Source organism: Arthrobacter sp. MDT2-34-1 (assembly GCF_059091365.1).
Window position 1 is genome coordinate 1,940,377 of record NZ_JBNHGO010000001.1, and the last position, 25,859, is coordinate 1,966,235.

The window sequence follows — 25,859 nt, forward strand, 5'->3', positions numbered from 1 at the left end:
CTAATCTGCCATCCGCCCTGCTACTGGAACGGGCTGCCTCCAGTGCACCAGCGCTGGGGTGAGTCCCGCATGGCCAAGTTGTCCGCAACCAGAGAGGACGGAGCGTCCAGACGGCCATGTAAATCGCGTCGGGCGTTCGAGACGTTTCCTTCATCCGCCCGGAGGTAGCCATCCTCTCCTTTGCAGTATGGGAAGTCATGGATGAGCGAGAGTCGCTCACGTGTCGAAGGTAGATGGGAGCAGAACTTCTGGGTAATTTGGCGGTCGGCCGTAGGACATTTGGAGCCGGAAGGGCCGGTCCGGGTGGAGATTGATGCGTATCCGACGGTGCACGGCGACCCACCCTAGGAGGATGATGACCACGAGGAAGCCGCCAAAAGCCGCAGCTGCCAGCGTCCACCGCGGACCGATGGTATCGGCGATCCAGCCCGACAATGGTGCGCCGATCGGCGTTGCGCCCATGAAGAAGGCGAGGTAGAGGGCAAGAATGCGGCCCCGGTATGCCCCTTCCGTCGCGACCTGCATGTACGACATCGCGTTCGAGACCAGCAGCATGGTCGAAAAGCCCACGGAAACCAGCGCGACGCCGAACCATAAGACAGTGGGTGTGACCGCTGTGATGCCGGCCGATCCTGCGACGAGCAGGCCGGCGATGACGAGATTACGCAACCGCACGGACTCCTGCTTCGCGACCGCGAGGGACCCCACTATGGATCCGACCGCCACCGATGAGTTGATGAGTCCAAAGACCTCGGCATTTTGTTGGAACTCGGTGCCCGTCATAGTCACGGTGATCACGGGAAGGTTCATCCCGAGCATTCCAAAGACAAACATCACGATCATCACCACACACAGATCGGGGCGACCCAATAGATACTGCAACCCCGAACGAAAATGACCGCCCCGTCGCGGTATTGACTGGACCGTATTGATCTCACTCCGACGTAGTGCGGCAAGTGAGATCAGGACCGCGATGAAGCTCGCGGCGTTGAGCGCGAACACCCAGCCTGCGCCGATCCCCGCCACTAGCAGCCCTGCCACCGCGGGTCCAAGCAGACGTGCGAGATTGAACGACGCGGCATTGAGCGCCACCGCGTTGGTTAGATCATCCTTTGGCACGATCTCACCAATGAAGGCCTGGCGAGCAGGATTGTCGAAGGCGCTTGCGACTCCCAAGGCAAGCGAGAAGGCCAGCAGCAGGGCGAGGTCGAGCACGCCAGAAGCCACGCAAAGGGCCAGGCCAGCTGCTAGGATCGCCATGACAGCCTGGGTGATGGCGACCAGCGTACGGCGATTCACACGGTCGGCCACCGTGCCGGTTATTGTCACCAGCAGCACTTGGGGAAGGAATTGCAGGGCCGTGGCTAAACCGACGGCAGTAGCGTTGTGGTCAGTGAGCTGGGTGAGCACAAGCCAGTCCTGGGTGATGCGCTGCATCCACACGCCGAGATTGGATACGAGCAGACCGACGACCCACAGCCGAAAGTTGAAGTGCCGCAGGGAACGGAACATGTGTTTACTCCTCGCCGAGGAGACGACGGAGCACGGGGGCGGCAGCCTCAAGCACCGCACGGTCGTGCGCATCCAAAGCCGACAGCCTCTCCATGAACCATTCGGTACGCATCTGACGGGTGCTTGCGACGAGTCTCATACCCGCCTCGGTGATAGTGACCTCCACTCGTCGGGCATCTTCCCGATGGGCGCGGCGCTGGACGTACCCATCCTTTTCGAGGGAGTTGATGGTGCGGATCATCGACGGCGCCCGCACCCCTTCGAGGGCAGCGAGTTGAACCGGCCCCAGCGCTCCGCCGGAGAGACGGAACAGCACGCTCAGTTTTCCGTCGGGGAGGGACTCATCGCTCCGCTGACTTCGTACCCGGCGCGCGAGACGCTGAATCAGGATACGGAGCTCCGCGCCCGAACTCATGTCAGATTCCATGTAGTTAGCATGGCTCACTAGCTTCGCTAACACAAGACTTGGGCGCCAGCGAGGCTGCCTTATCAACTCGCCAGCAAATTGGGGAGGCTTGAGCAGCACCTCGATGTCGAAGGGGTATCTGTCGACCTGGGAGTGAAACCTTAACATTGTGCCAAGAGCGCGGTCACGAAATGGAGCGTGCTGCGGCGAATGGGATCACTACATGCACCTGCATATGCCTGTCCAGGGAGTAGTTCAGGGCCGAGATGTCGGACGAACTGGTCACCGCATTGACCCGGCCCGGCCGTTGGAAATCAGGTCGAGCGATCCGATGAGCCCTGGCCTCGTTGTAGGAATCATAGAAGGTGGTGGACATCGTTGCGATCAACCCGAGGTGCCTGGTCACCGCGGCGATGGGCTTCGTCGGGGAAGGTCGGCGGAGCCAGGGCAGATCAGCAGAACGAAAGACTTGAAGCAGCGGAAGGACTTCCCCACGTAGGCCAAGGACTTGCAGGCCCGCACAGCGGCGGGGCCATCGTGCGCCCATCACCAACTGTCTCAACGCATGAGGAAGCACGCCCCAATCCCGCTTGCCGACTATCCGGTTTGCCGCTGGATCGCCGTTACCTCGGGTCTTCTACGAGTTCCGAGGGGGTTGTTTGCGGCATCCCTCGCGCGTCGGGATCCGCCGAAGGTTAAGGCCAGCCCGATGCCCGCGACGGCGAGCAATAGAGCGCCCCACGCCGTAGGGCTTTGGCCGATGGCTGCGCCGCCGAGTGGGGTGGCCAGGGCACTGAGGGCATACTGAATGGTTCCCATAACTGCTGAGTGGACGCCGATATGTGTGGATGCCGCTCCCATGGCGGCACTGACCAACGGGGGCTCGGCCATGCCGACTCCCACGAGGAGGATGATCAAGCCGATTAAGACGAGCCAGATGGATGCTCCTGCAGCGAGGGATCCCGCGGTGACCACGCTTCCAAGCAGGACGAGGACCGCGCCGGTTCGTGCTGCCCGGTCGAGGCCCCGGTGCCCGGACAACCATCCGGAAAACGGGGCGCCCACCGCCATGCTGATGGACAGGACCCCGAAGACCAGACCATAGGTCAGGGCGTCGAGCCCGTAAGTATTTTGGAGGAGGAAAGGGGCGCCGCCGATCACAAGGAACAGCATCGCGTAGAAGACCGATAGCCCAAGGGCCGGGATAATGAAGCGGTGATTCCGCAACACCGCGGCGTAACCAGGCGCCAGGCTGCGGAAGTTCAGGGGTGTGCGGTCCCCGCCGGCGAGGGATTCGGGCATGCCTTTCGCTGCAATAGCTGCGACGACGAATGCTGCGAGGGCCATGGAGGCGAAGGACCAGCGCCATCCGTGACTGTCGATAATGAGGCCTCCTACGGCGGGAGCCACGACGGGGGCGATTGCGCCGAGCGCCACGACGACGGAGTAGAGACGAGCGGCCCGAGCCCCTTGGACGCGGTCGCGGATCGTGGAGTACATGACGACGATGGTGGCCGATCCGCCGAGCCCCTGCAGGAACCGGAAGATGACCATGAGCCAGAAGTTGGTTGTGGTCGCCGTGAGGAGTGCGCCGATGAAAAAGAGAACAAGCCCGGCAAAAAGAGGGAGGCGGCGCCCGCGTGCGTCCGACAGCGGCCCGAAGGCTAGCTGGCCGAGGGACATCGCGAGCAGGTAGGAGGCGAGGGAAAGCTGGATCTGGGCGTCCCCGACCTCGAACTCGCTGGCCATGAGGGGCATTCCGGGCACGTAAAGATCGATCGCCAAAGGCACGATGACGGCGATGAGTGTCAGGGACAGGATGAAGGAAGCCAGACGGGCGGGCGCCGTCGGGGTTGCGGGTGCGGTGTTCATGGTGGATGGGATTCTTTGTTCGAGCGGCCGCTTCTTTAGGTACTCGGAGGTGAAACATCGCCCGCGGCATGATGCGGGAAGGATGCTGGCCCGGCAGGTCCGAGGCCGCGACGCAGGGCTGGTCAAGATTGTATGCACATTTGATGGATCTTGCGGAACATCATTCCGTTTTCAAGAACAGGATGCTATCCTGCGCAGGAAGCCCGAGGAGGACATGGTGCCTCACGTCAATATGCTCGCGAAACGTTCCCTGCGTGCCTCACCTAATGTGCTCGCGAGACCTGGTCCCTGAACGCGAGGGTTTTGACTTTGGCCGCTTTGATGAGTTCTTGCTGGACCCTGACGATGTTTCTGGTCAGTTCCGCAGGTTTGGTGTTCCTGCGCAGTTCTTCGATCTGTGCGGTCTTCTCCGCAGCGAGAACGCCGCTGTCGATGACGCGTTGGAAGGGGTGTTTTCGGAGCGTCGTAGGTGCGTGTACTTCGGCCTGATTTCGTGGTGCCCCAGCCGTTGGCTTTCTTCGTCGGCAGGAACAGGTTCTTGCGCAGGTTCACATATCCCCAGAGCTCGTTGAGCACTCGTTGGGCTGGGCGGCAAATCACACACCGGACGCTTGTGTTTCCGTGGCGACGGCGGGATAGTCGCCGAGTGCCCACATGCCCGGTGCTTTGCTTTGATCTCCGCATTAACTGATGGATTGCTCATTGCATTGCCCCCTGCTGTTGAAGGCTCCTCGTTAGTGGTTCTACAAGGATGAGTGCGGGCCGGATTAATTTCCCGTGGCTTGGCTCCGAGGGTCTGCTCAAAGCGGCCTCCTCTGGCCGCCGCACCTTAAGTTCTGGGGTGCCGCTGCTCCCAGGCGGCCGGGGCGGTGAGAGGTGAGGCGACCATGAGGACGGCGCCAGTCCCCTAACTCCGCGGCTGCGTCGTTCACGGGTCGCGGGGCATCGGAACGGGATGGAGCTCGCGCCCGACCTCACATGAAAGTCTCTGCGGTGTTAGACCACGGTAGTACCGTTGGAGCGTGGAAAATGACTCAACCAGGGCGGGACTCATGCACGTGAAGGAAAGTGCACAAGGGGCCAAACACCCGGCTGGCGCTCGTTCTCTTGTCGCAGCAACGGCGGTGCGGCTTTACGCGACCAACGGCTTCGAGGCGACCAGCGTTGAGCAAATAGCCCACGCCGCCGGTCTATCCCGCAGCACTTTCTTCCGCCAGTTTCATTCCAAGGAGGACGTGGTTTTCGCCGACCATGACGAATTGGTGGACCAGACGGAGGCCTTCTTAAATAGGGGGCACCAGGATCCCTGGCTGGCCGTCTGTGAGGCTGCCGCCTTGGTGTTCGAGCATTACGAACAACAGGGCGAGCTTGCCAGACAGCGATACGCGGTGGTCAATGCCATCCCCGCGCTGCGAAACAAGGAGTTGGTCACCGTCTTCCGCTACGAGCGGTTGTTCAACTTATACCTGAACCGGACGTTGCCGGGATTGGCCCCATTGGACGGGATCCGTTTCGCCTCCGCGGTCGTCAGCACTAACAATTACTTCCTCCGCGCCTTAATGAGGGGCGACGACGGCCCTTCCACTGTTACGGAACTGTGGGCGGAACTCAACAAGGTGCGACGGCTGCATGGCGTCTTACCAGGTGTCCCCGGAAGCGCTGACGACGTTGTTGTTGCGGTCTTTCCTCGCTCGACTCCTGGGGTCGAGATCGCCCGCGAAATCCAGCGGCGGCTTCAGCAAGAGTAACGCATTGACACGCAGTATCACTTGACGTGAAACCTAATTTCACATCAGACTGGCTAGCAGTCGACATGTGAGGAAGCACCATGAGCGAAAAGCCAGCAGGCGCCGAAGGCAAGTCAGAACATTCTGTAACAAACGCCGAGATATTCACCGGGACCGATACTGCGTATGTCGATCATGCTGGTTTCCGCTTCGCCATTCTGACTCTGGCGACTCCCGGCGCCCGCCCTGCGACGCTGAGTCCGGCCTCACTAGCCGAGTTGGAAGCGGCAGTTTTGGCCTTGGATTTGTCCGCTGTCGATGCGGTGGCCGTGACCGGTACGGGATCCGTATTCTGTGCCGGAGCTGACCTGAAGAAAATGGTCGAGGCCGCCACGCGAGAACAGACCGAGGAAGTGGCCCGGCAAGGTTTGGAAACGTTTGGCCGATTGGCCGCCCTACCGGTTCCCACCTTTGCCTTCGTCAACGGAATCGCGCTGGGCGGCGGACTGGAACTGGCACTTCACGCGGACTATCGCACTGCGGCGGACTCGGCCCGCGCTCTGGGATTCCCAGAAGTCCGGCTCGGCCTTATCCCCGGCTGGGGTGGGATCTCCCGCACATCCGCGCTGCTCGGTCCCACGAAGACCGCCAACCTAGTGGTCACCGACTCGTTGGCAGGCAGGAATCTCTCCGCCCATGCCGCAGCTGTTCTCGGCTTGATCGATGCCGTGCTCCCGGAGACCGGCTTCCTGGCTGCTTCTTTGGATTTCGCGGCAGGTATTCTCTCGGGCGCAATCCGGGAGCCCTCCCGAGCCGACCATACCCCGGAGCCCGGGGTTGCGAGCACTGATGATGGGCACTTGGAGACCATCCGGGCGAAACTCGATGCGCGGTTGCACGGCGCCGTTCCCGCTCCCTACCAAGCGTTGGAACTGATTGCCGCTACGGCTGGATCTGCGCGCGGTTTCGGGCAGCAGTCGGAGATCAGGGCCTTCGGCGAACTGTTGCTCTCGGATCAGGCCCGCGCCAGCATCTACGCCTTTCACCTCACCCAGTCGCTGGCGAAGAAACCGGCCGGCAGGCCCGCGGTTGAACCTCGACCAGTGGATTCGGTCGGCGTTGTCGGCGCCGGACTGATGGCAAGCCAACTCGCCCTCGTCTTTGCGCAACGACTGCGTGTCCCTGTGCGGATCACTGACCTGTCGCAGGAGCGCATCGACGCGGCGATCACGTGGATTCTCGGACAGCTGGAGAAGCAGGTGGCTCGCGGTCACATGCAAAGCGCGGATGCCCAAGCCGTAGGCGCCCTGATTAGCGGGGACACCGACAAGGCCGCCTTCGCGGATTGCGACGTGGTGATTGAAGCTGTCTTCGAGGAGCTGGAAGTAAAGCGCGCTGTGTTCGCCGAGCTGGAACCGCTGCTGCGGCCGGAGACGCTGCTGCTGACCAACACCTCCTCGCTATCGATTGAGGCGATGGGCGCGTCTCTGACCAGGCCAGAGCGGCTGATCGGCTTCCACTTCTTCAATCCGGTGGCCGTGCTGCCCCTGGTGGAAATCATCTCCGCGCCGAAGACGGACGAAACGACTCTTTCAACAGCATTTGAACTTGCCAAACGGCTGGGCAAGACGCCCGTGCTGGTCAAAGACAGGGCGGGGTTTGTGGTGAACCGCCTTTTGACACGGCTCTTTGACGAGGTCCTCTCGCTGCTTGACGACGGCGGGGATCCGGTTGGAGTGGACCATGCCTTGGATCCGCTGGGTTTGCCCATGACGCCGCTGGAATTGCTCCAGTTCATTGGACCGGCAGTGCAGTTGCATATCTGTGAGACCATGCACCGGGCCTATCCTCAGCGCTTCGGTGTGAGCCGGAGTTTGGCTGCGCTCGTCTCAGCGGGGCTGCCTGGCTATCTGGACAACGAGGGGCGGCTCTCCCCCGCCGCGGCGCCCTTGCTGCCGGCATCGCAGCCCATTGATCCCGACAGAGTCCGCGGCAGAATTCTGGCTGCACTCGCTGAGGAAGTCCGGGAAATGCTGGACGAGTCAGTCGTTGCGGGACCGGAACAGATAGACCTGTGCATGATCTTGGGCGCCAATTATCCCTTCCACACCGGCGGGCTGACCCCGCTATTGGATCGCGAAACAGGCACCGCATTCCATCCGAGGTTGCGCGCTCCTATCCCCGCCGCCTCATAATCCCACCTCGGGTGGCTGGCGGCTGATGAACCCATTCCGCCTGCACCCCCCTTTCTTCCCAGGAGAAGCATATGACCCGCGCTGAAGATGTTGTCATTGTCGGAGCCGCCCGAACGCCTCAGGGCAGGCTGATGGGACAACTTGCCCCTTTGACCGCCGTCGAACTGGGTGGGGCGGCGATCGCCGCTGCCGTTGACCGGGCGCGCATCGGGACGGCCGCCGTTGATGCCGTCATCATGGGACATGTTCTTCAGGCTGGTGCCGGACAAAACCCTGCTCGGCAGGCAGCCGTCGCCGCGGGAATCCCGCTCACGGCCCACGCCGCCACGGTTAATAAGGTGTGTCTATCGGGACTGAGCGCGATCATTGAGGCGAGCCGGATGCTGCGGTTGGAAGAAGCCGCAGTGGTCGTCGCCGGTGGACAGGAATCGATGAGCAACGCCCCGCATCTGTTGCTTGGTTCTCGCGCCGGCCACCTGTACGGGAACGCTGCGCTGGTAGATTCTGCTGCCCACGATGGGCTCACCGACGCCTTTGACCAAGCGGCCATGGGCCTGGCCACTGACCGCGCAAATAGAAACCTCAACATCTCACGCAGCGAACAAGATGAGGTCGCTGCGAGCTCCCATCGCCGCGCAGCCGCCGCCCAAAGCACCGGCATTTTCGACGCCGAGATCGTCCAGATCAAGTTGTCAAAACGCCGCGGAGAGACAGTGTTGCTGGCCACAGACGAGGGTGTGCGACGGGACAGCAATGAGGAGTCCCTGGCCAAGCTCAGGCCGGCTTTCTCCCCCGACGGATCGATAACCGCCGGCAACGCCTCGCCTCTGAACGACGGCGCTGCTGCCACGGTGCTGACCACACGCGGCTACGCCGAAGCCCACGGGCTAGAAATTCTGGCGATAGTTGGCGTTCCGGGACAGACAGCAGGACCGGATACTTCACTGCCGGACAAACCCGCCCGGGCCATTAACAAGGCACTTGATACGGCCGGCTGGTCGGTGGAAGATCTGGACTTCATTGAGATCAACGAAGCATTCGCGTCTGTAGCCCTGCACTCGACCAACCAGCTCGGAATCAGCTTGGACATGGTCAACGTCAATGGTGGAGCGATTGCCCTGGGCCATCCGATCGGTGCCTCAGGAGCGCGTGTTGTTGTCACCGCCGTCTACGAACTCCAACGCCGCGGCACAGGCAAGGCGGCCGTAGCTCTGTGCGGTGGAGGCGGCCAAGGGGAAGCACTGCTACTTTCACGATGACTCAACAAGGATTGGTTGCGTGCGGGCAATCCCAGGGTCAGCCCAGCTGCCCCTGAAACTATTGTTAAAGAGCTGGGCAGATGCCGACGCTCCTTCGCGACGTAGCTAGGATCAACCACGAATGCGTCCCTCGAGTAACCCAACTAATCCTCGCAGATGTTCTTCTACGGGGGCCATGGACACAATAATGTTCGCAATCTTGATCCGGCCGCAACTGTCAATGCGCTACCGCCTCGGCCAAGAAGGAGGGCCGGCGCCGACGCGCACGGCTGATAGGCATGGGGAAGCTTGTTAGTTGTACTGACCTCTGGCTATGAAGGGAAGGGCGACGATGGAGTACAGACACCTAGGCAGGAGCGGCCTGCAAGCTTCTCGTCTGTGCCTCGGAGCAATGATGTTCGGTGGGCAGACCAATGAGGAAACGTCGGCAAACATCATCGCCAGTGCACGTAGTCACGGCGTGAACTTCATCGATACGGCGGACGCATACAATGACGGCCGATCAGAGACGGTGATCGGTGCGGCGATAGCGGCAGATCGTGACGACTGGGTGTTGGCCACCAAGCTGGGCAACGCTAGGGGCACGGGGGTCAACAAGCGCGGCCAGTCGCGCAAATGGATTTTTGAGGCCGTCCATGCAAGCCTCGGCCGTCTCGGCACCGACTACATCGACGTCCTGTACCTTCATCGGCCGTTCGAAGAAGCGGGGCTACCCGAGGCCGTACGGGCGATCGGGGACCTGATCCGCCAAGGCAAAATACGTTACTTCGGCGTCTCCAACTTTCGTGCCTGGCAGGTCGGGCTGGTTTGCCAGATTGCGGACGATCTGGGCATCGATCGGCCAATCGCGACGCAGCCGGTGTACAGCATCGTCGAGCGCAGCGTTGAACGCGAGCACCTCCCCGCGGCACGACATTACCGCGTGGGCGTGGTCACCTACAGCCCCCTCGCCCGAGGCATACTCACGGGCAAGTACTCGCCCACCGAGCCTCCCGCCCCTGACACTCGGGCAGGGCGGAATGACGTACGAATCATGCAAAGCGAATGGCGACCGGAGTCGATCGCGATCGCTCAAGAACTAGCGAGCCATGCCGCGGAACGTGGACTTACGCTGACCGAGTTCGCTATTGCATGGGTACTGCGCAGCAGAGACGTCACGTCCGTCATCGCGGGCCCCCGCACGTTTGCCCAGTGGGAGTCATACCTTTCAGCTTTCGCGACCCGGCTTGACGCCAGCGACGAGGCCCTGGTCGATCGTCTCGTCTCGCCGGGTCATCCGTCCACCCCTGGTTACAACGACCCGGCGTACCCAGTACAACGTCGGATCACCGACGACGCGTAGACAGCGCGAACGGATGCCGATCAGTCGTGGCGTGGAACGCTCGTGACCAAGGCGTCGAAGGCTTCAGCACTGAAGTGCAGATACTCAAGGCAATGACCGAGCGTCGGGTTCGCATCAAGATACGCGAAGGACATGTCACCCGCTGTTTCCATTACCACCCTGGCAGGATCCAGTGTTTCACGGAAGTCATACCACTTGACTTCGGGTCTCACGACATAACCGAAGTGGTGAAATGCAATACCAAAGCCGCTGTCGGGGAGGCGATCGGTAAAGATTTTATCGCCCGAGACCGCCTCGATGATCTCGATCATCGAGTCCCCCATGAAGGCCATGGCGAGGCGAAGGGAGATCGACGTTGCTTCGCCCTGCGAGGTGACCTGTAGCTCGCGCTCGGAGCGACGGAACTTCGACAGACCCAGTTCCCGCTCGTACCCGGCGACCGCCCTGTCGATATCCGTAGTCACGTAGGCGAGCTGGAACGGTTGCCTAGTGAGGAGCATGCTTGTTTCCCCCATCATGAGAAGCGCTCCCGCAGGGAGCGAGTGTCTTGCGTTGACCGGTAGTACCCGCGGTCGATCAGTCGGGGCACCACTTCCTCGACGACATCGCGCATGGACGGCACTCCGAGCGCAGGGATCACGGTGAAGCCATCCACCGCACCGGATGCGAACCAGCCGATCAACTCATCGGCGAACTCGTCGTAAGACCCAACGAACTTACGGTGGCTGAAGCCACCTGCAGTTTGTGAAACGACTTGGCGTACAGTCACACCCGGGTTCTCGCGGAGCCACAGGTAAAGGCCGAGGTAGTTACCGTACGCACTCTTGATGCGGTCCACGATCTCTTCGGGATGAGGAAGCGTCTTGGTGGGAAACGGATCGTCGAGATCGTCATACTCGAAGCTGAGACCGAACCCGCGAAGAACGAAGGGAGCAAGGGCAGCGTGATCGAGATGGGAATCTAGCTCGTCCTTGCGCTGCTGCGCCTCTTCCCGTGTGTTCCCCAAGAACGGAGTGATTCCCGGGAGGATCGGCACACTGTTCTCAGCACGCCCCACGGCACGCAGCTCAGCGTTTAGTTGTTCGCGGTACTCGAGAGCACCGGCTTGCGTGTTCGCGTTGGTGAAGACGATATTCGCGTGCTTGGCGGCAAGTTTGATTCCAGGCCCCGACGCACCCGCTTGAGCGATCATAGGCGCGCCTTGGCGACTGGGAGCGACGTTCAAGGGCCCCCGCACCGAGAAATGCTTGCCCTTGTGGTCGATAGGGTCGCCGAACAGCTCAAGGTTGCCAAACTCATTGTGCCGAACCTCACGGTTGCGGAATAGGGCATTGGCCACGGTGAGGAATTCATCCGCACGCTCGTAACGAGCCGTGCGGTCGGGCAGGGCCTCCATCGAGTAGTTGAGCGCCGGAAGATCGACGCCGCTCGTTACCGCATTCGCCCCCGCCCTTCCATTCGAAATGAGGTCGAGCGAACCGACCAGACGGGCGAAATTGTACGGGTCATAGAAAGTTGTCGACATCGTCGCGACGAGACCGAGGGTCTGCGTAACTGCAGCGATTGCCGCGAGCGCTGTGAGGGGTTCTGGAGAACCGGCATCGGCGATGGGCCTTCCTGCCGCACCGGGTACGTCGGCCAGGAAGAGCGTCGTGAACCCGCCCTTCTCCGCCAGCTTCGCGTACTCGAGATAGAGCTCCATAGTGTCGACGGGGTTCTCTGACTCCGTACCGCGTGCCTGGTGGTACCTGCCGAGCCCGTTGTGGAGCAGGTTCGTGTTAGGTATGAGGTTCAGATGGATGTGACGCGAGTTCTCGACCACTTAGGTTCACTTTCTCGTTGAATTACGAAATTGCACGCGACACGGCAAGCTTTTCCCGCTAGCCGTGTCTAGCGCCGCGAGCGGTATCGGTCTGTGAGGCAGAATCTAGGTCTGGAGGACGCAACGTCACCAACCTAGCAGGTGCGAAATGCGCCCACAATGCTTTTCATCCAAAGATGGAGGGGCTCTTGCCCATCCTGCCTCAGACCTCAACCGACTGGACGAATCGCGTGCTCTTCATGGCAGGAACAGGTACTCCCATCGCATACTGCGAGGCCCCGCCAAGGCCTCCCCGGACTGGGGTTACTTGGAGACCCCTGATCGCCGCAGCACGCTCGCCGGATGCGTACCCACGGAGACTTACGCCAAGGCAGACCAAATGAGTAAACCCCCTAAAAAGCATCGCTACAGCGCGTTCCTCAGCACCGGCCTCGATCAGCTCCTGGGTTCAAATGGGGTGCGCGTTCTCCAAACCTCCCTGACCTTCGGTGCTGCGGTCAGAGTGAGTGAGCTCGCAGACGTGTGGAACGCGGCTCATTAGGTCGCGCTGCCGCGGGTAACATCTTGACTACCGTTCCCTCCAGTGGAACGATGGTCTGCATAGAGCATCGTTGCGCACGACCCTGTCGTCTGCGGCTCGAACTGGCTCAACTCATCGGCTCACGCGAAAGGTCCGCGCAATGTCGCCCACCACAACGGTACCCACAATGAATATGGTGCTCGACGGCAAGTCCGTCGAAGGAGAGGACTTCTTCGACGTTCTAAACCCCGCCAACGAAGAGGTCGTGGCTCGCGCTCCGATCTGCACCCGTAAACAACTCGACGAAGCGTTTGCCGCTGCAGAGCGCGCGTTTCCGGCATGGGCACGCACACCAATCGATGAGCGTGCCAACATCCTGCACAAAGCAGCGGAGCGCATCAGCGGGGCTAGGCAAGAACTCGGCGAACTCGTTGCCAAGGAACTCGGCAAGCCGATAGACCTCGCCCTCTTCGAGGTTGACAGCCTGGCCAACTACATACACCACTTCGCCGACATGCGCCTTGAGGACGTGGTGATCGAAGATAACGAAAAGGAACGAGTCGTCGCGACGAGGGCGCCCATCGGAGTCATCTCGGCGATCACGCCGTGGAACGGGCCAATGTTCATGTTCGCGCTCAAGCTCGCGCCGGGGCTGATCACCGGCAACACGCTCGTCGTGAAGCCCTCTCCGTTCACCCCGTCAGGTACCCTGCGCGCCGCTGAACTCATCATGGACCTCCTTCCGGCCGGTGTGCTTAACGTGGTTTCTGGTCCTGAGCCGCTTGGTGCCTGGATGGTGTCGCACCCAACACCTCGCAAGGTGACCTTCACCGGGTCGATCCCCGTGGGCAAGGCGATTGCCTCCGCTGCTGGTCAAGACCTAAAGAAGGTCACTCTTGAACTCGGTGGTAACGACGCTGCAATCGTTCTACCTGACGTTGATGTCGAGGCAATCGCCGACAAGCTTTTCACCGCTGCATTCGCCAACACAGGCCAAGCTTGCCTCGCACTTAAGCGCCTCTACGTGGTTGGCGACATCTACGACCGCGTCGTCAACGCTTTGGCCGAGCGTGCAAACGCTGCAGTGGTCGGCGACCCGCTTGATCCTGCGACAACCATTGGACCACTGGCCACCCCGATGCAGCGCGAACACGTTGAGAGCCTCATCGCCGACGCTCGCGAGCATGGTGCGCGGATCGTGGCCGGCGGTAACCGAATTGACCGCCGGGGCTACTTCCACGAGATCACTGTCATCGCCGACGTGGCCGACGGCGTGCGCGTCGTGGACGAGGAGCAATTCGGGCCCGTACTACCGGTAGTCCGCTGCGCCAGCGTCGAAGAAGCACTCGAAAAGGCGAACGGCACGATGTTCGGCCTCGGCGCATCCGTCTGGAGCAACGACGTCGAGAAGGCGCGTGAAATCGCCAACCAACTCGACGCAGGAACCGTCTGGATCAACGGGCACCGAACCTCCGGGCTCACTCGTCCGCTCACCGGGTGGAAGTGGAGCGGAATTGGCATCGAGAAGGGGCCGTGGGGCCTAGAGGCAATGACCGAGCTCAAGGTCATCAACGAGATGAAGATTAAGTGACGAACCGCGAGCGTCCCCGCCTCACACTCGCAGTCAATGACTCGGACCAGGTCCGCGACCTGATCTCGGGCACGGTGGACGTCAACGGCGTCGACCTTCACTGCATGCTGCACCCAGTGGAGGAGATTTTCTATCGCCTCACGAAGTTCCGCGAGTGGGACATCTCCGAGATGTCCCTCGGCAAGTACAGCACTCTCGTCGGACGCGGAGACAAGTCCCTTGTCGGGCTACCGATCTTCCTGTCCCGGTCGTTCCGCCAGTCGGGCATATTCGTGCCCGCTGGCGGTGCCGTTGACGCGCCTGAGAAGCTGGCCGGAGCTCGGATCGGCATACCCGAGTGGACGGTGACGGCGACGATCTACCAGCGGGCGATGCTCCAGCACGAGTGGGGGCTCGACCTGACTGAGATCGATTGGGTGCAGGGCGGAATCAACGCCCCTGGGCGGATCGAGACGCTCCCTGTGGATCTCCCCGAGGGCATCCGCATTCGCGCGGAGCGAGAACGCTCCCTCAACCAGCTCATGCTGGACGGCGAACTCGACGCCATGCTCGTTCCCCACCAGCCCGACGCTTTCGCGGATGGCTCCGGTCGCATCGTTCAACTCTTCTCCGACACGCAGAAGGTTGAACAGGAGTACTACTCACGCACCGGGATCTTCCCCATCATGCACCTCGTCGTCGTGCAGGCTGCGGTATTGGAAGAGCATCCGTGGCTCGCACCCAATCTCGTGGACGCCTTCGCCGAAGCGAAGGACCGGAGCCTTGAGCGGATGACCGACTACACGGCGCCGCATACGCCGGTCCCGTGGGCGGTCGATCGCGCCCTCGAGGCGCGTCGGGTGTTCGGTGACGACCTCTGGCCATACGGACTCGCAGCCAACCGAGTGACGCTCAGCGCGTTCCTCGGATACGCCTTCGAGCAGGGACTCACCTCGAAGCGCCTTCAACCCGAAGAGCTGTTCCCGGAGTCGGTGCACGAGCGCTTCCTCATCTAAGCAGGGCCAAAGGCGAAGGGCGCCATCCGTATGTTGCGGATGGCGCCCTTTCTTATGAGCTGGTAGAGAAGCCTCAGCTGACCTTTTGCGCAGCGTGCAACGCCGCGAGGTACCCGAACGTCATTGGTATTGGAAGAGCATCCGTGGCTCGCATCCAATCTCGTGGACGCCTTCGCCGAAGCGAAGGACCCGAGCCTTGAGCGGATGACCGACTACACGGCGCCGCATACGCCGGTCCCGTGGGCGGTCGATCGCGCCCTCGAGGCGCGTCGGGTGTTCGGTGACGACCTCTGGCCATACGGACTCGCAGCCAACCGAGTGACGCTCAGCGCGTTCCTCGGATACGCCTTCGAGCAGGGACTCACCTCGAAGCGCCTTCAACCCGAAGAGCTGTTCCCGGAGTCGGTGCACGAGCGCTTCCTCATCTAAGCAGGGCCAAAGGCGAAGGGCGCCATCCGTATGTTGCGGATGGCGCCCTTTCTTATGAGCTGGTAGAGAAGCCTCAGCTGACCTTTTGCGCAGCGTGCAACGCCGCGAGGTACCCGAACGTCATTGCCGGACCGATGGTTCCACCAGGGCCTGGGTAGCCATTACCAACGACAGCCGACGCAGCGTTGCCGGTGGCGTAGAAACCCTCGATCGGCGCCCCGGTGTCAGCCGAGAGCACACGACCGTGCTCGTCGGTTAGCAACCCACCCTTAGTACCCAGGTCGCCGGGAACAACCTTGAACGCAAGGTAGGGCCCGTCATCCATGACTCGCAGATTCGGGTTCTTGAGACGTGGGTCACCATAGTAGTTGTCATAGGCGCTCTCGCCCCGGTGGAAGTCCTCGTCTACACCCTTTGACGCAAACTCGTTAAAGCGCTCGAAAGTCGCCTGAAGTTTGTCTGCAGGCACTCCGATCTCCTGGGCGAGCTCACGGAGGGTGCGGGCCGACTTGACCGCGCCCGATTCACTCCATGCCTTCGGCACGGAGTACCCGGTAGGCACCGGCGCAAACGGGATCTTCGGGAGCGGGAGGTGAGTCGAGAACATGTTCTTGCGCCACGATGTCTTGTCGATGATGAGCCACGACGGGTTGTGCTGCACGCCAGACTCCTCACCGGCAATCATGTCGTGGATGAAGTCCGTGTACGGCGCGGACTCGTTCGTGTAGCGCTCACCAGCACCGTTTACGATGAACTGTCCCGGCATCTGCCGCTCAAAGAGCAACACGCCCATGCGACCATTTCCCCAAGGGATTGCGGGCATCCACCAAGCATCGTCCATGTAGTCGGTAGCGGCGCCCAGCTTCTGCCCGGCGACAATGCCGTCGCCCGTGTTCTCCGGAGCTCCGGACGTCCACTTCTCAGTGACGATTGGCTGGTACTGCTTACGCATTTCAAGGTTCTGCTCGAACCCGCCCGATGCGATCACAACGCCGCGACGAGCCCGGATGCGGGAGGGACGGCCGTCGCGCGTCACGACAGCACCGACCACCTTGCCGTCCTCCATGATCAACGACTCCATTGGCGTGCGCAGCCATACCGGCACACCAGCATCGCGGAGAGCGAGGCGGAGTCGTCCGATAAGCGCCTCGCCTCGCGTGGTGATCTTCGCACCGGTGAGGAGCGCGTGAATGTAGCGGAACAGCAACCGCACGAACATCGCCTTGCCCTTCCAGCTGCGACGCAGCCCGAGGAAGGCGTGGAGATCGTTCGAGCCGATCCACATACCTCGGGGCGTACGCAGGGTCGGTTCACGCATCTCCGCCCCGAGCTCACGAAGCTCTCGTCGGTCGAAGGGCTTGACCTCCACAGAGCGCCCGATTTTCGAACCTCCGGGTGCATCAGGGTGATAGTCCGGGTATCCGGGTCGCCACTCGAAGACCATGTGGGGGCTGAGCTGCTCCAGGAACTCGAGCATCTCCGGCCCACCATCGACGACAGCTTCGATTCGCGCAGGTGCGATTTCACCGTTGCTGATGTACGTGAGGTAGTCGATTACGCTCTGCCGGCTGACGTTCAGACCATTTCGAACAATCTCGGGCGCGTTCGGAACCCAGATAGATCCGCCCGACAAGACGGTCGATCCACCGTAGAACTCGGCCTTCTCCACGAGGAGGGTGTCGAGGCCAGCGTCCTTAGCAGCGAGCGCGCTGACGAACCCGCCCGCACCGGACCCGACCACCAGCAGGTCGACTTCATGTTCGAACTCTTCAGTGTCGTTCACATGTTCCCTTTTCCGTGATGTTGGATGCCCCGCGAATTTGTCGGCTGCGCGGGCTACCGTTGCAAGGCCGGCATGAGGTCTTTCAGGGGTCGCGACGCATCCGCGACGACGGCGGGGTCGACGGCGACCGCCTGGCTAATGAGCGCCTTGGCATGGGTGAAATCGCCAATCCGGTTGACGGCATCGATCGCGATGATGCGGTTGTCGCGGAGATACACCGCGCTGAAGCCCTCAACGGTCGGCTCTCCGCGAAGAACCACTTCGTACCTGCCGCGCAGGAGGCCCGCGGTCTTGAGCTTCGCGTCGAACTGGTCGGACCAGAACCACGGCAAGACATCGTAGGGCTTGCCAACTCCCGCGATGTGATTGGCAACCACCTTCGCCTGTTCCGTAGCGTTCTGGACGGACTCCAGACGAACCTGGTCGCCACCAGCATACCGATTCACATGGGTGGCGCAGTCACCAATTGCGTAGACTCCATCGATCGCCGTGCGACAGAACTCATCGACGACGATGCCCCCGAACCCAACTTCTGCTCCGGCTGCCTGCACCGGCTCGATATTGGCGACGAGACCGACGCCGACGATTACGGCATCTGCGGGCAGTGCGCGGCCGTCATCGAGGATCACGCCGGCGACCCTTCCGCCCTCGCCCCGCAGTTCAGTTACTCCGGTTTCGAACACGAATTGCGTGCCGTGTTCGCGGTGCAGTTGGAGATAAAAATCCGAGATGGGCTGGGACGTCACGCGCGCCAAGAGGCGCTCTTGCATCTCCACGACGGTGACGTTTCGTCCCATGGATCTGAGCACTGCAGCCGCTTCGAGACCAATATATCCTCCACCGATTATGACGACATTCGCCACGTTCGGGAGCTCTGCCTCGATCCGCTGAGCGTCCACGAGGGTGCGAACGCTGTGCACCCCGGCTAGGTCACCGCCCGGTACGGGCAGAGTCCGCGCGCGGCCCCCCGCCGCCCAGACCAGCTTACCGAAGCCCACTGTTTCGCCCTTGGCTGTGGTGAGGGTCTTATCGCGGGCGTTCACTGTGACGACTCGGGTATCCAGATGGAGGTCGACCGGAGAATTTTCCCAGTACTCGGGCTTACGGAACAAAAGTTCTGCTTCGGTCGCTTCGCCCTTCAAGTACGCCTTCGACAGCGGGGGGCGCTCATAAGGTAACGACGCCTCGTCGCTAAAAAGAGCGATGCGGCCGGCGAAGGCAGCCTTCACCAGCGACGTTGCAGCGATGACGCCTCCGTGACCAGCACCGACGATAATGACATCGTAATGATTCTGCATGGTCGTGTCAGTCCGTGACTACCGTGACGCGGATGCCGGACAGGTTAGCCGCCATCCGGATCTGGCATCCGAGACGACTGTTCGGCTGGGGATCATCGAGAAATTCGATCATCTCCTGCTCAGACTGGCTCGGTTCGTGTAGCTTCGATGCCCACGCCTCGTCCACCACCACGTGGCATGTACCGCAGTTCATCTCGCCGCCGCACTCACCCTCGATGCCGGGCACATCATTGTTGACCGCAATGGTCATGAGCGACTCATCGTCGCCCGCTTCAATCGTGTAATCACCGTTTTCAGCCACGATGTATGTAACTTCGCTCATGGTGACGCAGCCCTTCCTGTAGGCAGTCTCGCGCTCTAATAGAACGCAATTCCAATGGGAAGAATGTTAGCACGGCTAACTCCACCTGCATAGGGCTTTGATTAGCGCCGCTAATTACCTATAGTAAGCTCATGCTCGATCACAACGAAGCCGTCTCCGTTCACGAGCTCAGGCTGTCTATTTCGCGTCTAGGACGCCGGATGCGCATCGAGCAACTGGATGAGCAGATTTCTTACGGTCACCTTTCCGTGCTGCTCCTTCTTATGAAGTTCGGGCCCCTCTCCCCGAGCGAACTCAGTGAACTTGAGCGCGTCACCCCTCCTTCCATGAACCGCACGCTAAACGCCCTCGTGCGGGCGTCCCTCGTCTCCCGCGAGCCGACCCCCGAAGATCGGAGACGGGTGGCGGTGTCCCTCACTGAACGTGGTCGCGAGGCGGCCGACCAGGCGCGCAGAAAAAGAGAGGCGTGGTTTTTTCAGCAGATCGAAGCACTCGACCCTGCTGAACGGGAAGCCCTCTTCACCGCAACACCGATCATGGCCCGGCTCGCTGACTCGTAACCTTGCACTACGACAACAGAAGGACGTAAATCATGAGCACTCAAGCCAAGCGGCTACGCGACGTATTCGAATCCCCGACAACCACTCTTGTCCCGTTCGGCGTCATGCCCTATGAGGCGCTGATGGCCCAGAAGCTCGGGTTCGAGGCATTTCAGATCTCAGGTGCCGCCACGGCCGCACTCTACGGTTACCCAGACACCGGGTTCCTCACGCTCAGTGAGATGGTCGACCACGCGGCGAAAGTGGCGAAGGTCGTCGACATCCCCGTATTCTGTGACGCGGATGCCGGGTACGGCAGTATCGTGAGCATGTGGCGAGCAACCGAAGACTTCATTCGGGCGGGAGTAGCCGGGATTCACATCGAGGACCAGGTCGAACCGAAGAAGGCCGGAAGTGTCGCTGGTCGCCGCATTGTCTCTGATGCGGAAGCCATCGGCCGGCTAAGCGCCGCAGTCGACGCCCGCGACGCTCTCGATCCTGACTTCGTGCTCGTCGCACGCACCGACGCGCGAGGTGCTGAAGGGGGAAGCCTTGACGAGGCCATTCGACGCGGACGTCTCTACCGAGAAGAAACAGGCGTTGATGTCATCTTCTACGAGGGACTAACCACCTGGGATGAATGCCGCGAAGCACTGGCGGCCACGGAAGGACCAGCCTTCTGCATCGCGAGTTCGGCCACCGCTGGCCCCGCGCCAAGCGTCGCTGAGATGAGCGCAATGGGTCAAGCAATCAATATTCTGCGCTTCACTTTCCCCCTGAACATGCACTACAGCTGGCAGTTGCTTTCAGCCGTCAAAGAAACCGGCGAACTAGAACCGGTAGAAAAAGCCCTCGCGTCGATGGACAGCCGTTTCGACCGCAACGAGTTCCTGGTGAAGAGCTACGCCGACGTGCGCCGCATGGAGGAAGCCTACCTGCCAACTGAATTCCACCGCGATTACGCCAACAGCATCGGTATCGGAGGGATCGACGGACGCGCCACCTGATTGCTCGGGGAGCCTTTCAGGCTCCCCGAGCAATCAATCGCGTCGAACTACCTAATTAGTGATGAAAGACGCTGAACTCGTCCAGCCCCACCCGCGGTGAGCCCACGAGGTTCACGGGCGACGTCGTGACTGCGTACCCGAACGAAACACCGCACAGGAGTAATTGATCACCATCAACGTTGAGTACATCACGTACCACCGGGGCGTGTCGCGCGATTGACGTCTGCGGGATGCTACCGACCCCGCGCACCTCTAGTCCAAGCAGAAACGTCTGAAGGAACATCCCGAGGTCGGCGGCCACGCGCACGTTGTCACCTACGGCAGGCATGAAGAACAGCGCGACGTGAGGCGCGTCGTAGAACGTTAGATTTCGCGACGCGGCGCGAGCTCGACCCTCTTTGTCACCGCGCTCTACTCCCTGCGGTTCGTAGATTCGCCGACCGTTGTCCTGGATGCGCGGCAGAAATCTACTCGGATACTCAGCGGTATCAAACGAGAAATCGTACGACTCTCCCGCGTTGTCCCGGTCGCGAAGCAACGCCGCGCTCAGGCGATCGCGCGTCTGCCCCGATGCGATGTGCACCAGCCACGGTTGAGTGTTGCAGTTCGACGGCGCATGTCTGGCGTCATCAAGTGCGGCTTCAATGATTCCTCTGGAGACAGGCATGGATTCGAAGTCCCGAATCGACCGTCTGCCGCGAACGACGGCGGAAAAATTCGTCGTCGCGGTGTCCACATCAATCACTCGCCTTGCTCCATTCGATGCCCGGCAGCCGGGTGACGCTCGTTCAGTCGCGGGCCCGCGGTCTGAGGACCAGCGTTAAACAACTTCTCGCGCATGGTTCCGGGTGCATATTCGCGCTGCATGAGTCCGCGATCCTGCAGCACCGGTACGACATGCTCCAGGAAGTCGTACATGTCAGTCGCTCCCGGATGGTTGGTAATGTTGATGCCGCTGATGCCCGCGTCACGCCACTCTTCCAAGTGGTCAGCGACCTGCTCCGGGGTGCCAACGAAGCGGTCGACGCCGAGCTCCATGACGACCTGCCGGAAGGTCCAGTTCTTGTCGGGAGCACTTTCGGCGAGAGCCCGGAACTTGCCCTGCAGCGCGTCGCCTGTGAAATCGCCGATCGGGGTGTCGAGGTCAATCGTCGCAAGGTCGGTGTCCATCATGGAGCTCTGCATTACGAGGCTAGTAGCGGAGTTGAGGTACTCCTGGACCTCGCGGTCCTTACGTTTGGCTTCCTCCTCAGTCGAGCCCGTGACAACGCGCACAGCCTGGAAGTAGAGGAGGTCGGATGCGGCACGGCCGTTCTCGGCCAGACGGCGCTCCATGTCATCAATCAGTACACGCGCACCACTGGGGTTGAACGCCTTGACGAAGATGGCTTCGGCATTGCGCGCGGAGAACTGGCGACCGTTTTCAGATGTTCCCGCTTGGAACAGAACCGGTGTGCGCTGGGGGGACGGTTCGTTCGTGTGGATTCCCGGAACCGTGTAGTACTGCCCCTGGTGGTTGATTTCGCGGACTCGGCGTGGGTCAGCGAAAGTGCGCGAAGCGAGGTCACGCACGACCGCGTCATCTGCCCACGAACCTTCGAGGAGCTTGTAGAGCACTTGAAGGTATTCCTCAGCTCGTTCATAACGCTCGGCGTGAACACCGCGGTTCTCGTGGCCAAGGTTGCGCCAAGCAGACTCTTGGAACGACGTCACGATGTTCCAGGCGATGCGACCCCGCGTGAGGTGGTCGAGCGTCGAGAGCTTGCGCGCAAAGGAGTATGGGTGGTCCTGAATTACGTTGGCGCTGAAAGCTAGTCCGATATCCGTCGTCGAGCTAGCGAGAGCGGCGGACAATAGTCCTGGGTCAGCAACAGGGAACTGGACAGCGCTTTCAACAGCCGCTTCCCAGGAGCCCTCATAGCGATCGTGAACGCCGCTGTGGTCGGCCCAAAAGACTGCATCAAACTTTGCCTTTTCGAGAGCCTGAACTAGATCGATCCAATGCTGCAGATTCAAATAATCGAAATCCCTCTGGCCCGGCTGGTCCCAGTTGACCATCGGCGAGCCGCCAGGATCGAAAGCTGTGAAGTAGGCAAACCGCAGTCTGCCCTTAGCGTCATGCGACATTGCTTGCCCGTGTAAGCATTGAGGAGTCACGGCGCTCAGCCGCGTCCGTAAGTGAGAGGTGTGTACCGTACTGGCGTTGGAAGTACATGAGGGGTTCGCCTTCGCCCACGTCGGCGCTGACTACGTTACCGAGGACGATCTCGTGGTCGCCGCCCGGCACGATCGTCGCGACCGTGCAGGATACCCATCCAAGGCTCTCGAGGATGCGCGGCATGCCTTCATCGAGGCGCCACGGAACGCCGGCAAACTTGTCAACACCCTTGCGAGCGAAGCCATTCGAGTGCGACGACTGCGTCGAGTTGAGGATGTTGACGCCGAAACCGCCGGTGCGTTTGATGACGCCGAGGAGGTTCGATGAGCGATCGAGCGAAACCATTACCATCGGCGGGTTCATCGAGAGCGAACCAAAAGCCGTTACGGTCGTGCCGTGAGGAACGCCCTCCTCGATGCTCGTAATGATAGTGACCGGGGCGGACAAGGCTGCCATGGCATCGCGAAAACTTGTTGTGATGTGTGTCTCCATGTCCTAAGTACAGCGCAGCGCCCATGCCTGCGTCCAATGCATATTTTGCGTGTTTACATGCATCGTACGCATACTTGGTCGCAAGGGGACACATCCAAGACCCCGCACATAGTGAGAGGATCCTAATGCTCGATCTCCACAAACTGAGGCACGCGGCGCTCGTGGCCGAACTGGGAAGCTTTAGTGCTGCGGCCGAAGCCATACCGATGTCGCAGTCCGCTCTGACGAGAAGCATTCAATCGCTCGAGGCCGAATACTCGGTTGTGCTTTTTGAGCGTGGACGCGGAGGTGCCCGTCTAACGACCGCAGGTGCACGTTTCGTCGCTCACGCCGAACAGCTTCTCCAAAGGGCTTATCTCACCGACGAGAATCTGCACGCGGTCGCCACGGGTCGTGGCGACTCAGTAGCCTTCGGCGTTGCTCCCATGACGGCCGCGATGTTTATGTCGGACTTCGGTCGGTCATTTCTTACCGAATCCGCGGGGACTCGTCTACGCGTGATCCGTGACTCGAACAAGAACCTTCTCAATCTGCTTCTCGCGAGCGAAATCGAGTTCTACGTGGGCAGCGTCCCGCATGACCCTGCTGGGTTCACCATCGTCGAAAGTCTTAGCGGTGACTGGCTTCCAGATATCCGCCCCGCCGTTCTCGTGCGTCAGGGCCACCCTCTGCTCGGGCGACCCATCAGGCCGTCTGAGTTGCGAAACTACCCAGTCATTACAGGTTCGTTCGTTCGCGATCCCGACAAGGCGTCATCCTACTCCCTCATCGGCCTTCAGCTCCCAACGATTGAGATAGACGACTACGACGTCCTCGGACGCATTGCGGCTTCTACGGATGCCCTTTTTTACGCAACAGAAGCCTTCGTTCGCCTGCGCCCGGACCTCAATTTAGCCAGCCTGCCCGTGGAGTTGGACAACACGGGTGCGCGCTACGCGGTGATCCGGCGTAAGGATGCAGCGCTGTCGCCAGCCGCTGAACTCGTGTCTCAGAAAGTCAGGGGTCTGATAACCCGCGAGGACATCCTGGGTGCCGCTCCCGATCGACAACTGCGCGGTGAAGACCTCGGCACATTGGGCTCGGGGTAGGTGGGAGCTCCCTTGTACTCGGGCTGGCTAGCCAATAGTGTTCCCCATGTGGGAAGCCTGTTCTACAGAGAAAACCGATCAGTGCCGCTTGCACGCACGCCCGGAAAAGGTGAATGACATCAATAAACGAAGTGACTACCTGATCCTCGCGGCGTTTGCGTCCGCATCGGTCACGAAATCGTCTACAGCATCGTGGCTCAACACTGGTACTGATACACAAATTCTCAGCGCCCGCCACTACATCTCTCTCGCGCAAGAGCTTGAGCAAGCCGGGTTCGACCTGCTCTTTTTTGACGACCGACAGGCGATGCCAGCGGCATACGGCGGTTCGATCGACGATGCTGTCGAGCGTGGCTCCCGCACGGTCAAACTCGATCTTCTCGCGCTCATGGGAGCCATCGCCGCCACGACATCTCGCATCGGACTCGGTGCCACCTATTCGACGACCTACGGCTCGCCGTACGATGTCGCCCGAGCATTCGCAACAATCGATCACCTGTCAGGCGGACGTGCCGTCTGGAACATTGTCACGTCCCTGAATAGCGATGAAGCTGCGAACTACGGTTCTGCTTACCTAAACCCCGACTCCAGGTACGAGCGTGCCGATGAGTTTCTACGACTGGTGACACAGCTATGGGAAAGCTGGGCTCCCGACGCTTTGGAAATCGATCGAGGAACCGGAGTTTTCGCCCGGCGGGGAAGCGTTAGACCGATAAATTTCGAGGGGGAATTTTTCTCCTCTCGCGGGCCTCTGACGGTGCCTCGCCCCCCTCAGGGATGGCCTGTGCTCTTGCAGGCTGGCCAATCACCACGCGGCAGAGAGTTCGCGGCCAAGTGGGCCGACCTCGTGTTCACGTCGCCGCACGGGGTAGATGCCGCCCGAGAGCATTACAGCAGCCATGAAGAGGCACTGCAGAAGAACGGTCGGGATGCGGACTCGTCGAAGATTCTGCCCGCCCTGCCCGTCGTCGTTGCTGAAACAGTCGAACAGGTCGCATCGAAGGTGGAGTACATCAACGGCCTGATAGATCCAGTCGAGCAGTTAATCTTCCTTTCCGAGCAGGGGAACGTCGATTTCAAGAAGCTCCCACTCGATGAACCGCTGAGCGACGACCTGCTCGAGTCTGTCGCGGGTTCCCGCGGGATGCTGGGCTCTCAGATCGAGGGAGCGCGAAGAATTTTCGGCGACTCACTCACACTGAGACAGCTCGTGCAGTCGCGAGCGGAGCAGCGGGGTCGACGGCTGGAGGGAACACCTTCTCAAGTAGCCGACACCATGGAGGAGTGGTTCACCACGGGCGCGTGCGATGGATTCGCAATTCTGCCAGCTTCAGTGCCTGGGTCGTTTGAAGATGTCGCCGAGCTCCTCATTCCCGAACTGAGACGCCGAGGTCTTGTTCCGGAGGAGACGCCAGAAGGCCTAACCGTGCGCCAGCGTCTCGGGTTATCGCACCCGGCAGAGCCTGGACGGTACCCAGACACCGAGTAAGAGCGGGACAACT

Annotated in this window: 23 protein-coding genes; 11 read left to right on the top strand and 12 right to left on the bottom strand. The window is 61.0% G+C overall.

The features are described 5' to 3' along the window. Positions 1-216: 216 nt before the first annotated feature. From AC5RVV_RS09080 to AC5RVV_RS09095, 4 genes are all read right to left on the bottom strand, one after another. Complete coding sequence (locus AC5RVV_RS09080; protein WP_494000994.1) at positions 217-1,512, bottom strand: MFS transporter; 1,296 nt, start codon at positions 1,510-1,512, stop codon at positions 217-219. Positions 1,513-1,516: 4 nt separating this feature from the next. Then, positions 1,517-1,939, bottom strand: a complete 423-nt coding sequence (locus tag AC5RVV_RS09085; RefSeq protein WP_494000995.1) for a MarR family winged helix-turn-helix transcriptional regulator — start codon at positions 1,937-1,939, stop codon at positions 1,517-1,519. A 163-nt stretch (positions 1,940-2,102) separates the two neighbouring features. Continuing rightward, the gene (locus AC5RVV_RS09090; protein ID WP_494000996.1) at positions 2,103-2,294 is read right to left on the bottom strand and encodes a hypothetical protein; all 192 of its coding nucleotides are present in this window, start codon (positions 2,292-2,294) and stop codon (positions 2,103-2,105) included. 221 nt (positions 2,295-2,515) lie between these two features. Continuing rightward, entirely contained in the window at positions 2,516-3,790 is a 1,275-nt protein-coding gene (locus AC5RVV_RS09095) for a multidrug effflux MFS transporter (RefSeq protein ID WP_494000997.1), read from the bottom strand. Between the two features lie 1,022 nt (positions 3,791-4,812). Here AC5RVV_RS09095 and AC5RVV_RS09100 point away from each other — a divergent pair. From AC5RVV_RS09100 to AC5RVV_RS09115, 4 genes are all read left to right on the top strand, one after another. After that, on the top strand, positions 4,813-5,538 hold the full coding sequence (locus tag AC5RVV_RS09100; RefSeq protein WP_494000998.1) for a TetR/AcrR family transcriptional regulator: 726 nt from the start codon (positions 4,813-4,815) through the stop codon (positions 5,536-5,538). An 80-nt stretch (positions 5,539-5,618) separates the two neighbouring features. Further along, entirely contained in the window at positions 5,619-7,712 is a 2,094-nt protein-coding gene (locus AC5RVV_RS09105; RefSeq protein WP_494000999.1) for a 3-hydroxyacyl-CoA dehydrogenase NAD-binding domain-containing protein, read from the top strand. A 71-nt stretch (positions 7,713-7,783) separates the two neighbouring features. Continuing rightward, the gene (locus tag AC5RVV_RS09110) at positions 7,784-8,971 is read left to right on the top strand and encodes an acetyl-CoA C-acyltransferase (RefSeq protein ID WP_494001000.1); all 1,188 of its coding nucleotides are present in this window, start codon (positions 7,784-7,786) and stop codon (positions 8,969-8,971) included. A gap of 331 nt (positions 8,972-9,302) precedes the next feature. Continuing rightward, entirely contained in the window at positions 9,303-10,313 is a 1,011-nt protein-coding gene (locus tag AC5RVV_RS09115; RefSeq protein ID WP_494001001.1) for an aldo/keto reductase, read from the top strand. Between the two features lie 20 nt (positions 10,314-10,333). Here the strand turns inward: AC5RVV_RS09115 and AC5RVV_RS09120 are convergent, their stop codons facing one another. Both AC5RVV_RS09120 and AC5RVV_RS09125 read right to left on the bottom strand, forming a co-directional pair. After that, the gene (locus AC5RVV_RS09120; protein WP_494001002.1) at positions 10,334-10,777 is read right to left on the bottom strand and encodes a VOC family protein; all 444 of its coding nucleotides are present in this window, start codon (positions 10,775-10,777) and stop codon (positions 10,334-10,336) included. A 50-nt stretch (positions 10,778-10,827) separates the two neighbouring features. Further along, entirely contained in the window at positions 10,828-12,135 is a 1,308-nt protein-coding gene (locus tag AC5RVV_RS09125; protein WP_494001003.1) for an NtaA/DmoA family FMN-dependent monooxygenase, read from the bottom strand. Between the two features lie 707 nt (positions 12,136-12,842). On the opposite strand from AC5RVV_RS09125, the gene AC5RVV_RS09130 reads away from it, so the two are divergent. The 3 genes from AC5RVV_RS09130 to AC5RVV_RS09140 all read left to right on the top strand — a co-directional run bounded on the left by AC5RVV_RS09130 (position 12,843) and on the right by AC5RVV_RS09140 (position 15,670). Then, entirely contained in the window at positions 12,843-14,246 is a 1,404-nt protein-coding gene (locus AC5RVV_RS09130) for an aldehyde dehydrogenase family protein (protein ID WP_494001004.1), read from the top strand. Continuing rightward, complete coding sequence (locus tag AC5RVV_RS09135; protein ID WP_494001005.1) at positions 14,243-15,241, top strand: substrate-binding domain-containing protein; 999 nt, start codon at positions 14,243-14,245, stop codon at positions 15,239-15,241. Before AC5RVV_RS09130 ends, AC5RVV_RS09135 begins: the two co-directional genes overlap by 4 nt. Positions 15,242-15,370: 129 nt before the next feature. Beyond that, positions 15,371-15,670, top strand: a complete 300-nt coding sequence (locus AC5RVV_RS09140) for a hypothetical protein (protein ID WP_494001006.1) — start codon at positions 15,371-15,373, stop codon at positions 15,668-15,670. Between the two features lie 73 nt (positions 15,671-15,743). Here AC5RVV_RS09140 and AC5RVV_RS09145 read toward each other — a convergent pair whose 3' ends face one another. From AC5RVV_RS09145 to AC5RVV_RS09155, 3 genes are read right to left on the bottom strand one after another with little or no spacing between them, the layout of a single operon-like run. Next, positions 15,744-17,453, bottom strand: a complete 1,710-nt coding sequence (locus tag AC5RVV_RS09145; RefSeq protein WP_494001007.1) for an FAD-dependent oxidoreductase — start codon at positions 17,451-17,453, stop codon at positions 15,744-15,746. 53 nt (positions 17,454-17,506) lie between these two features. Beyond that, entirely contained in the window at positions 17,507-18,751 is a 1,245-nt protein-coding gene (locus AC5RVV_RS09150) for an NAD(P)/FAD-dependent oxidoreductase (protein WP_494001008.1), read from the bottom strand. 7 nt (positions 18,752-18,758) lie between these two features. Further along, positions 18,759-19,073: a 2Fe-2S iron-sulfur cluster-binding protein gene (locus AC5RVV_RS09155; RefSeq protein WP_494001009.1), complete on the bottom strand. Its 315-nt coding sequence runs from the start codon at positions 19,071-19,073 to the stop codon at positions 18,759-18,761. A gap of 131 nt (positions 19,074-19,204) precedes the next feature. On the opposite strand from AC5RVV_RS09155, the gene AC5RVV_RS09160 reads away from it, so the two are divergent. Together AC5RVV_RS09160 and AC5RVV_RS09165 are read left to right on the top strand one after the other, a co-directional pair. Then, positions 19,205-19,633, top strand: coding sequence for a MarR family winged helix-turn-helix transcriptional regulator (locus tag AC5RVV_RS09160; RefSeq protein WP_494001010.1), 429 nt, complete (start codon positions 19,205-19,207; stop codon positions 19,631-19,633). A 32-nt stretch (positions 19,634-19,665) separates the two neighbouring features. Beyond that, positions 19,666-20,619, top strand: coding sequence for an isocitrate lyase/PEP mutase family protein (locus AC5RVV_RS09165; protein WP_494001011.1), 954 nt, complete (start codon positions 19,666-19,668; stop codon positions 20,617-20,619). 55 nt (positions 20,620-20,674) lie between these two features. On the opposite strand, the gene AC5RVV_RS09170 is transcribed toward AC5RVV_RS09165, so the two are convergent. The 3 genes from AC5RVV_RS09170 to AC5RVV_RS09180 are packed head-to-tail and all read right to left on the bottom strand — an operon-like array spanning position 20,675 to position 23,269. Next, the gene (locus tag AC5RVV_RS09170) at positions 20,675-21,364 is read right to left on the bottom strand and encodes a nitroreductase (protein WP_494001012.1); all 690 of its coding nucleotides are present in this window, start codon (positions 21,362-21,364) and stop codon (positions 20,675-20,677) included. Further along, positions 21,361-22,746, bottom strand: coding sequence for an NtaA/DmoA family FMN-dependent monooxygenase (locus tag AC5RVV_RS09175; RefSeq protein ID WP_494001013.1), 1,386 nt, complete (start codon positions 22,744-22,746; stop codon positions 21,361-21,363). Before AC5RVV_RS09175 ends, AC5RVV_RS09170 begins: the two co-directional genes overlap by 4 nt. After that, positions 22,736-23,269, bottom strand: a complete 534-nt coding sequence (locus AC5RVV_RS09180) for a flavin reductase family protein (RefSeq protein WP_494001014.1) — start codon at positions 23,267-23,269, stop codon at positions 22,736-22,738. Before AC5RVV_RS09180 ends, AC5RVV_RS09175 begins: the two co-directional genes overlap by 11 nt. A gap of 125 nt (positions 23,270-23,394) precedes the next feature. Here AC5RVV_RS09180 and AC5RVV_RS09185 point away from each other — a divergent pair, with 125 nt between their 5' ends. Continuing rightward, positions 23,395-24,357 (top strand): LysR family transcriptional regulator, encoded by a 963-nt coding sequence (locus tag AC5RVV_RS09185; protein WP_494001015.1) that lies wholly within the window; start codon positions 23,395-23,397, stop codon positions 24,355-24,357. 109 nt (positions 24,358-24,466) lie between these two features. Continuing rightward, the gene (locus tag AC5RVV_RS09190; RefSeq protein WP_494001016.1) at positions 24,467-25,846 is read left to right on the top strand and encodes an NtaA/DmoA family FMN-dependent monooxygenase; all 1,380 of its coding nucleotides are present in this window, start codon (positions 24,467-24,469) and stop codon (positions 25,844-25,846) included. The last annotated feature ends 13 nt before the right edge of the window (positions 25,847-25,859 follow it).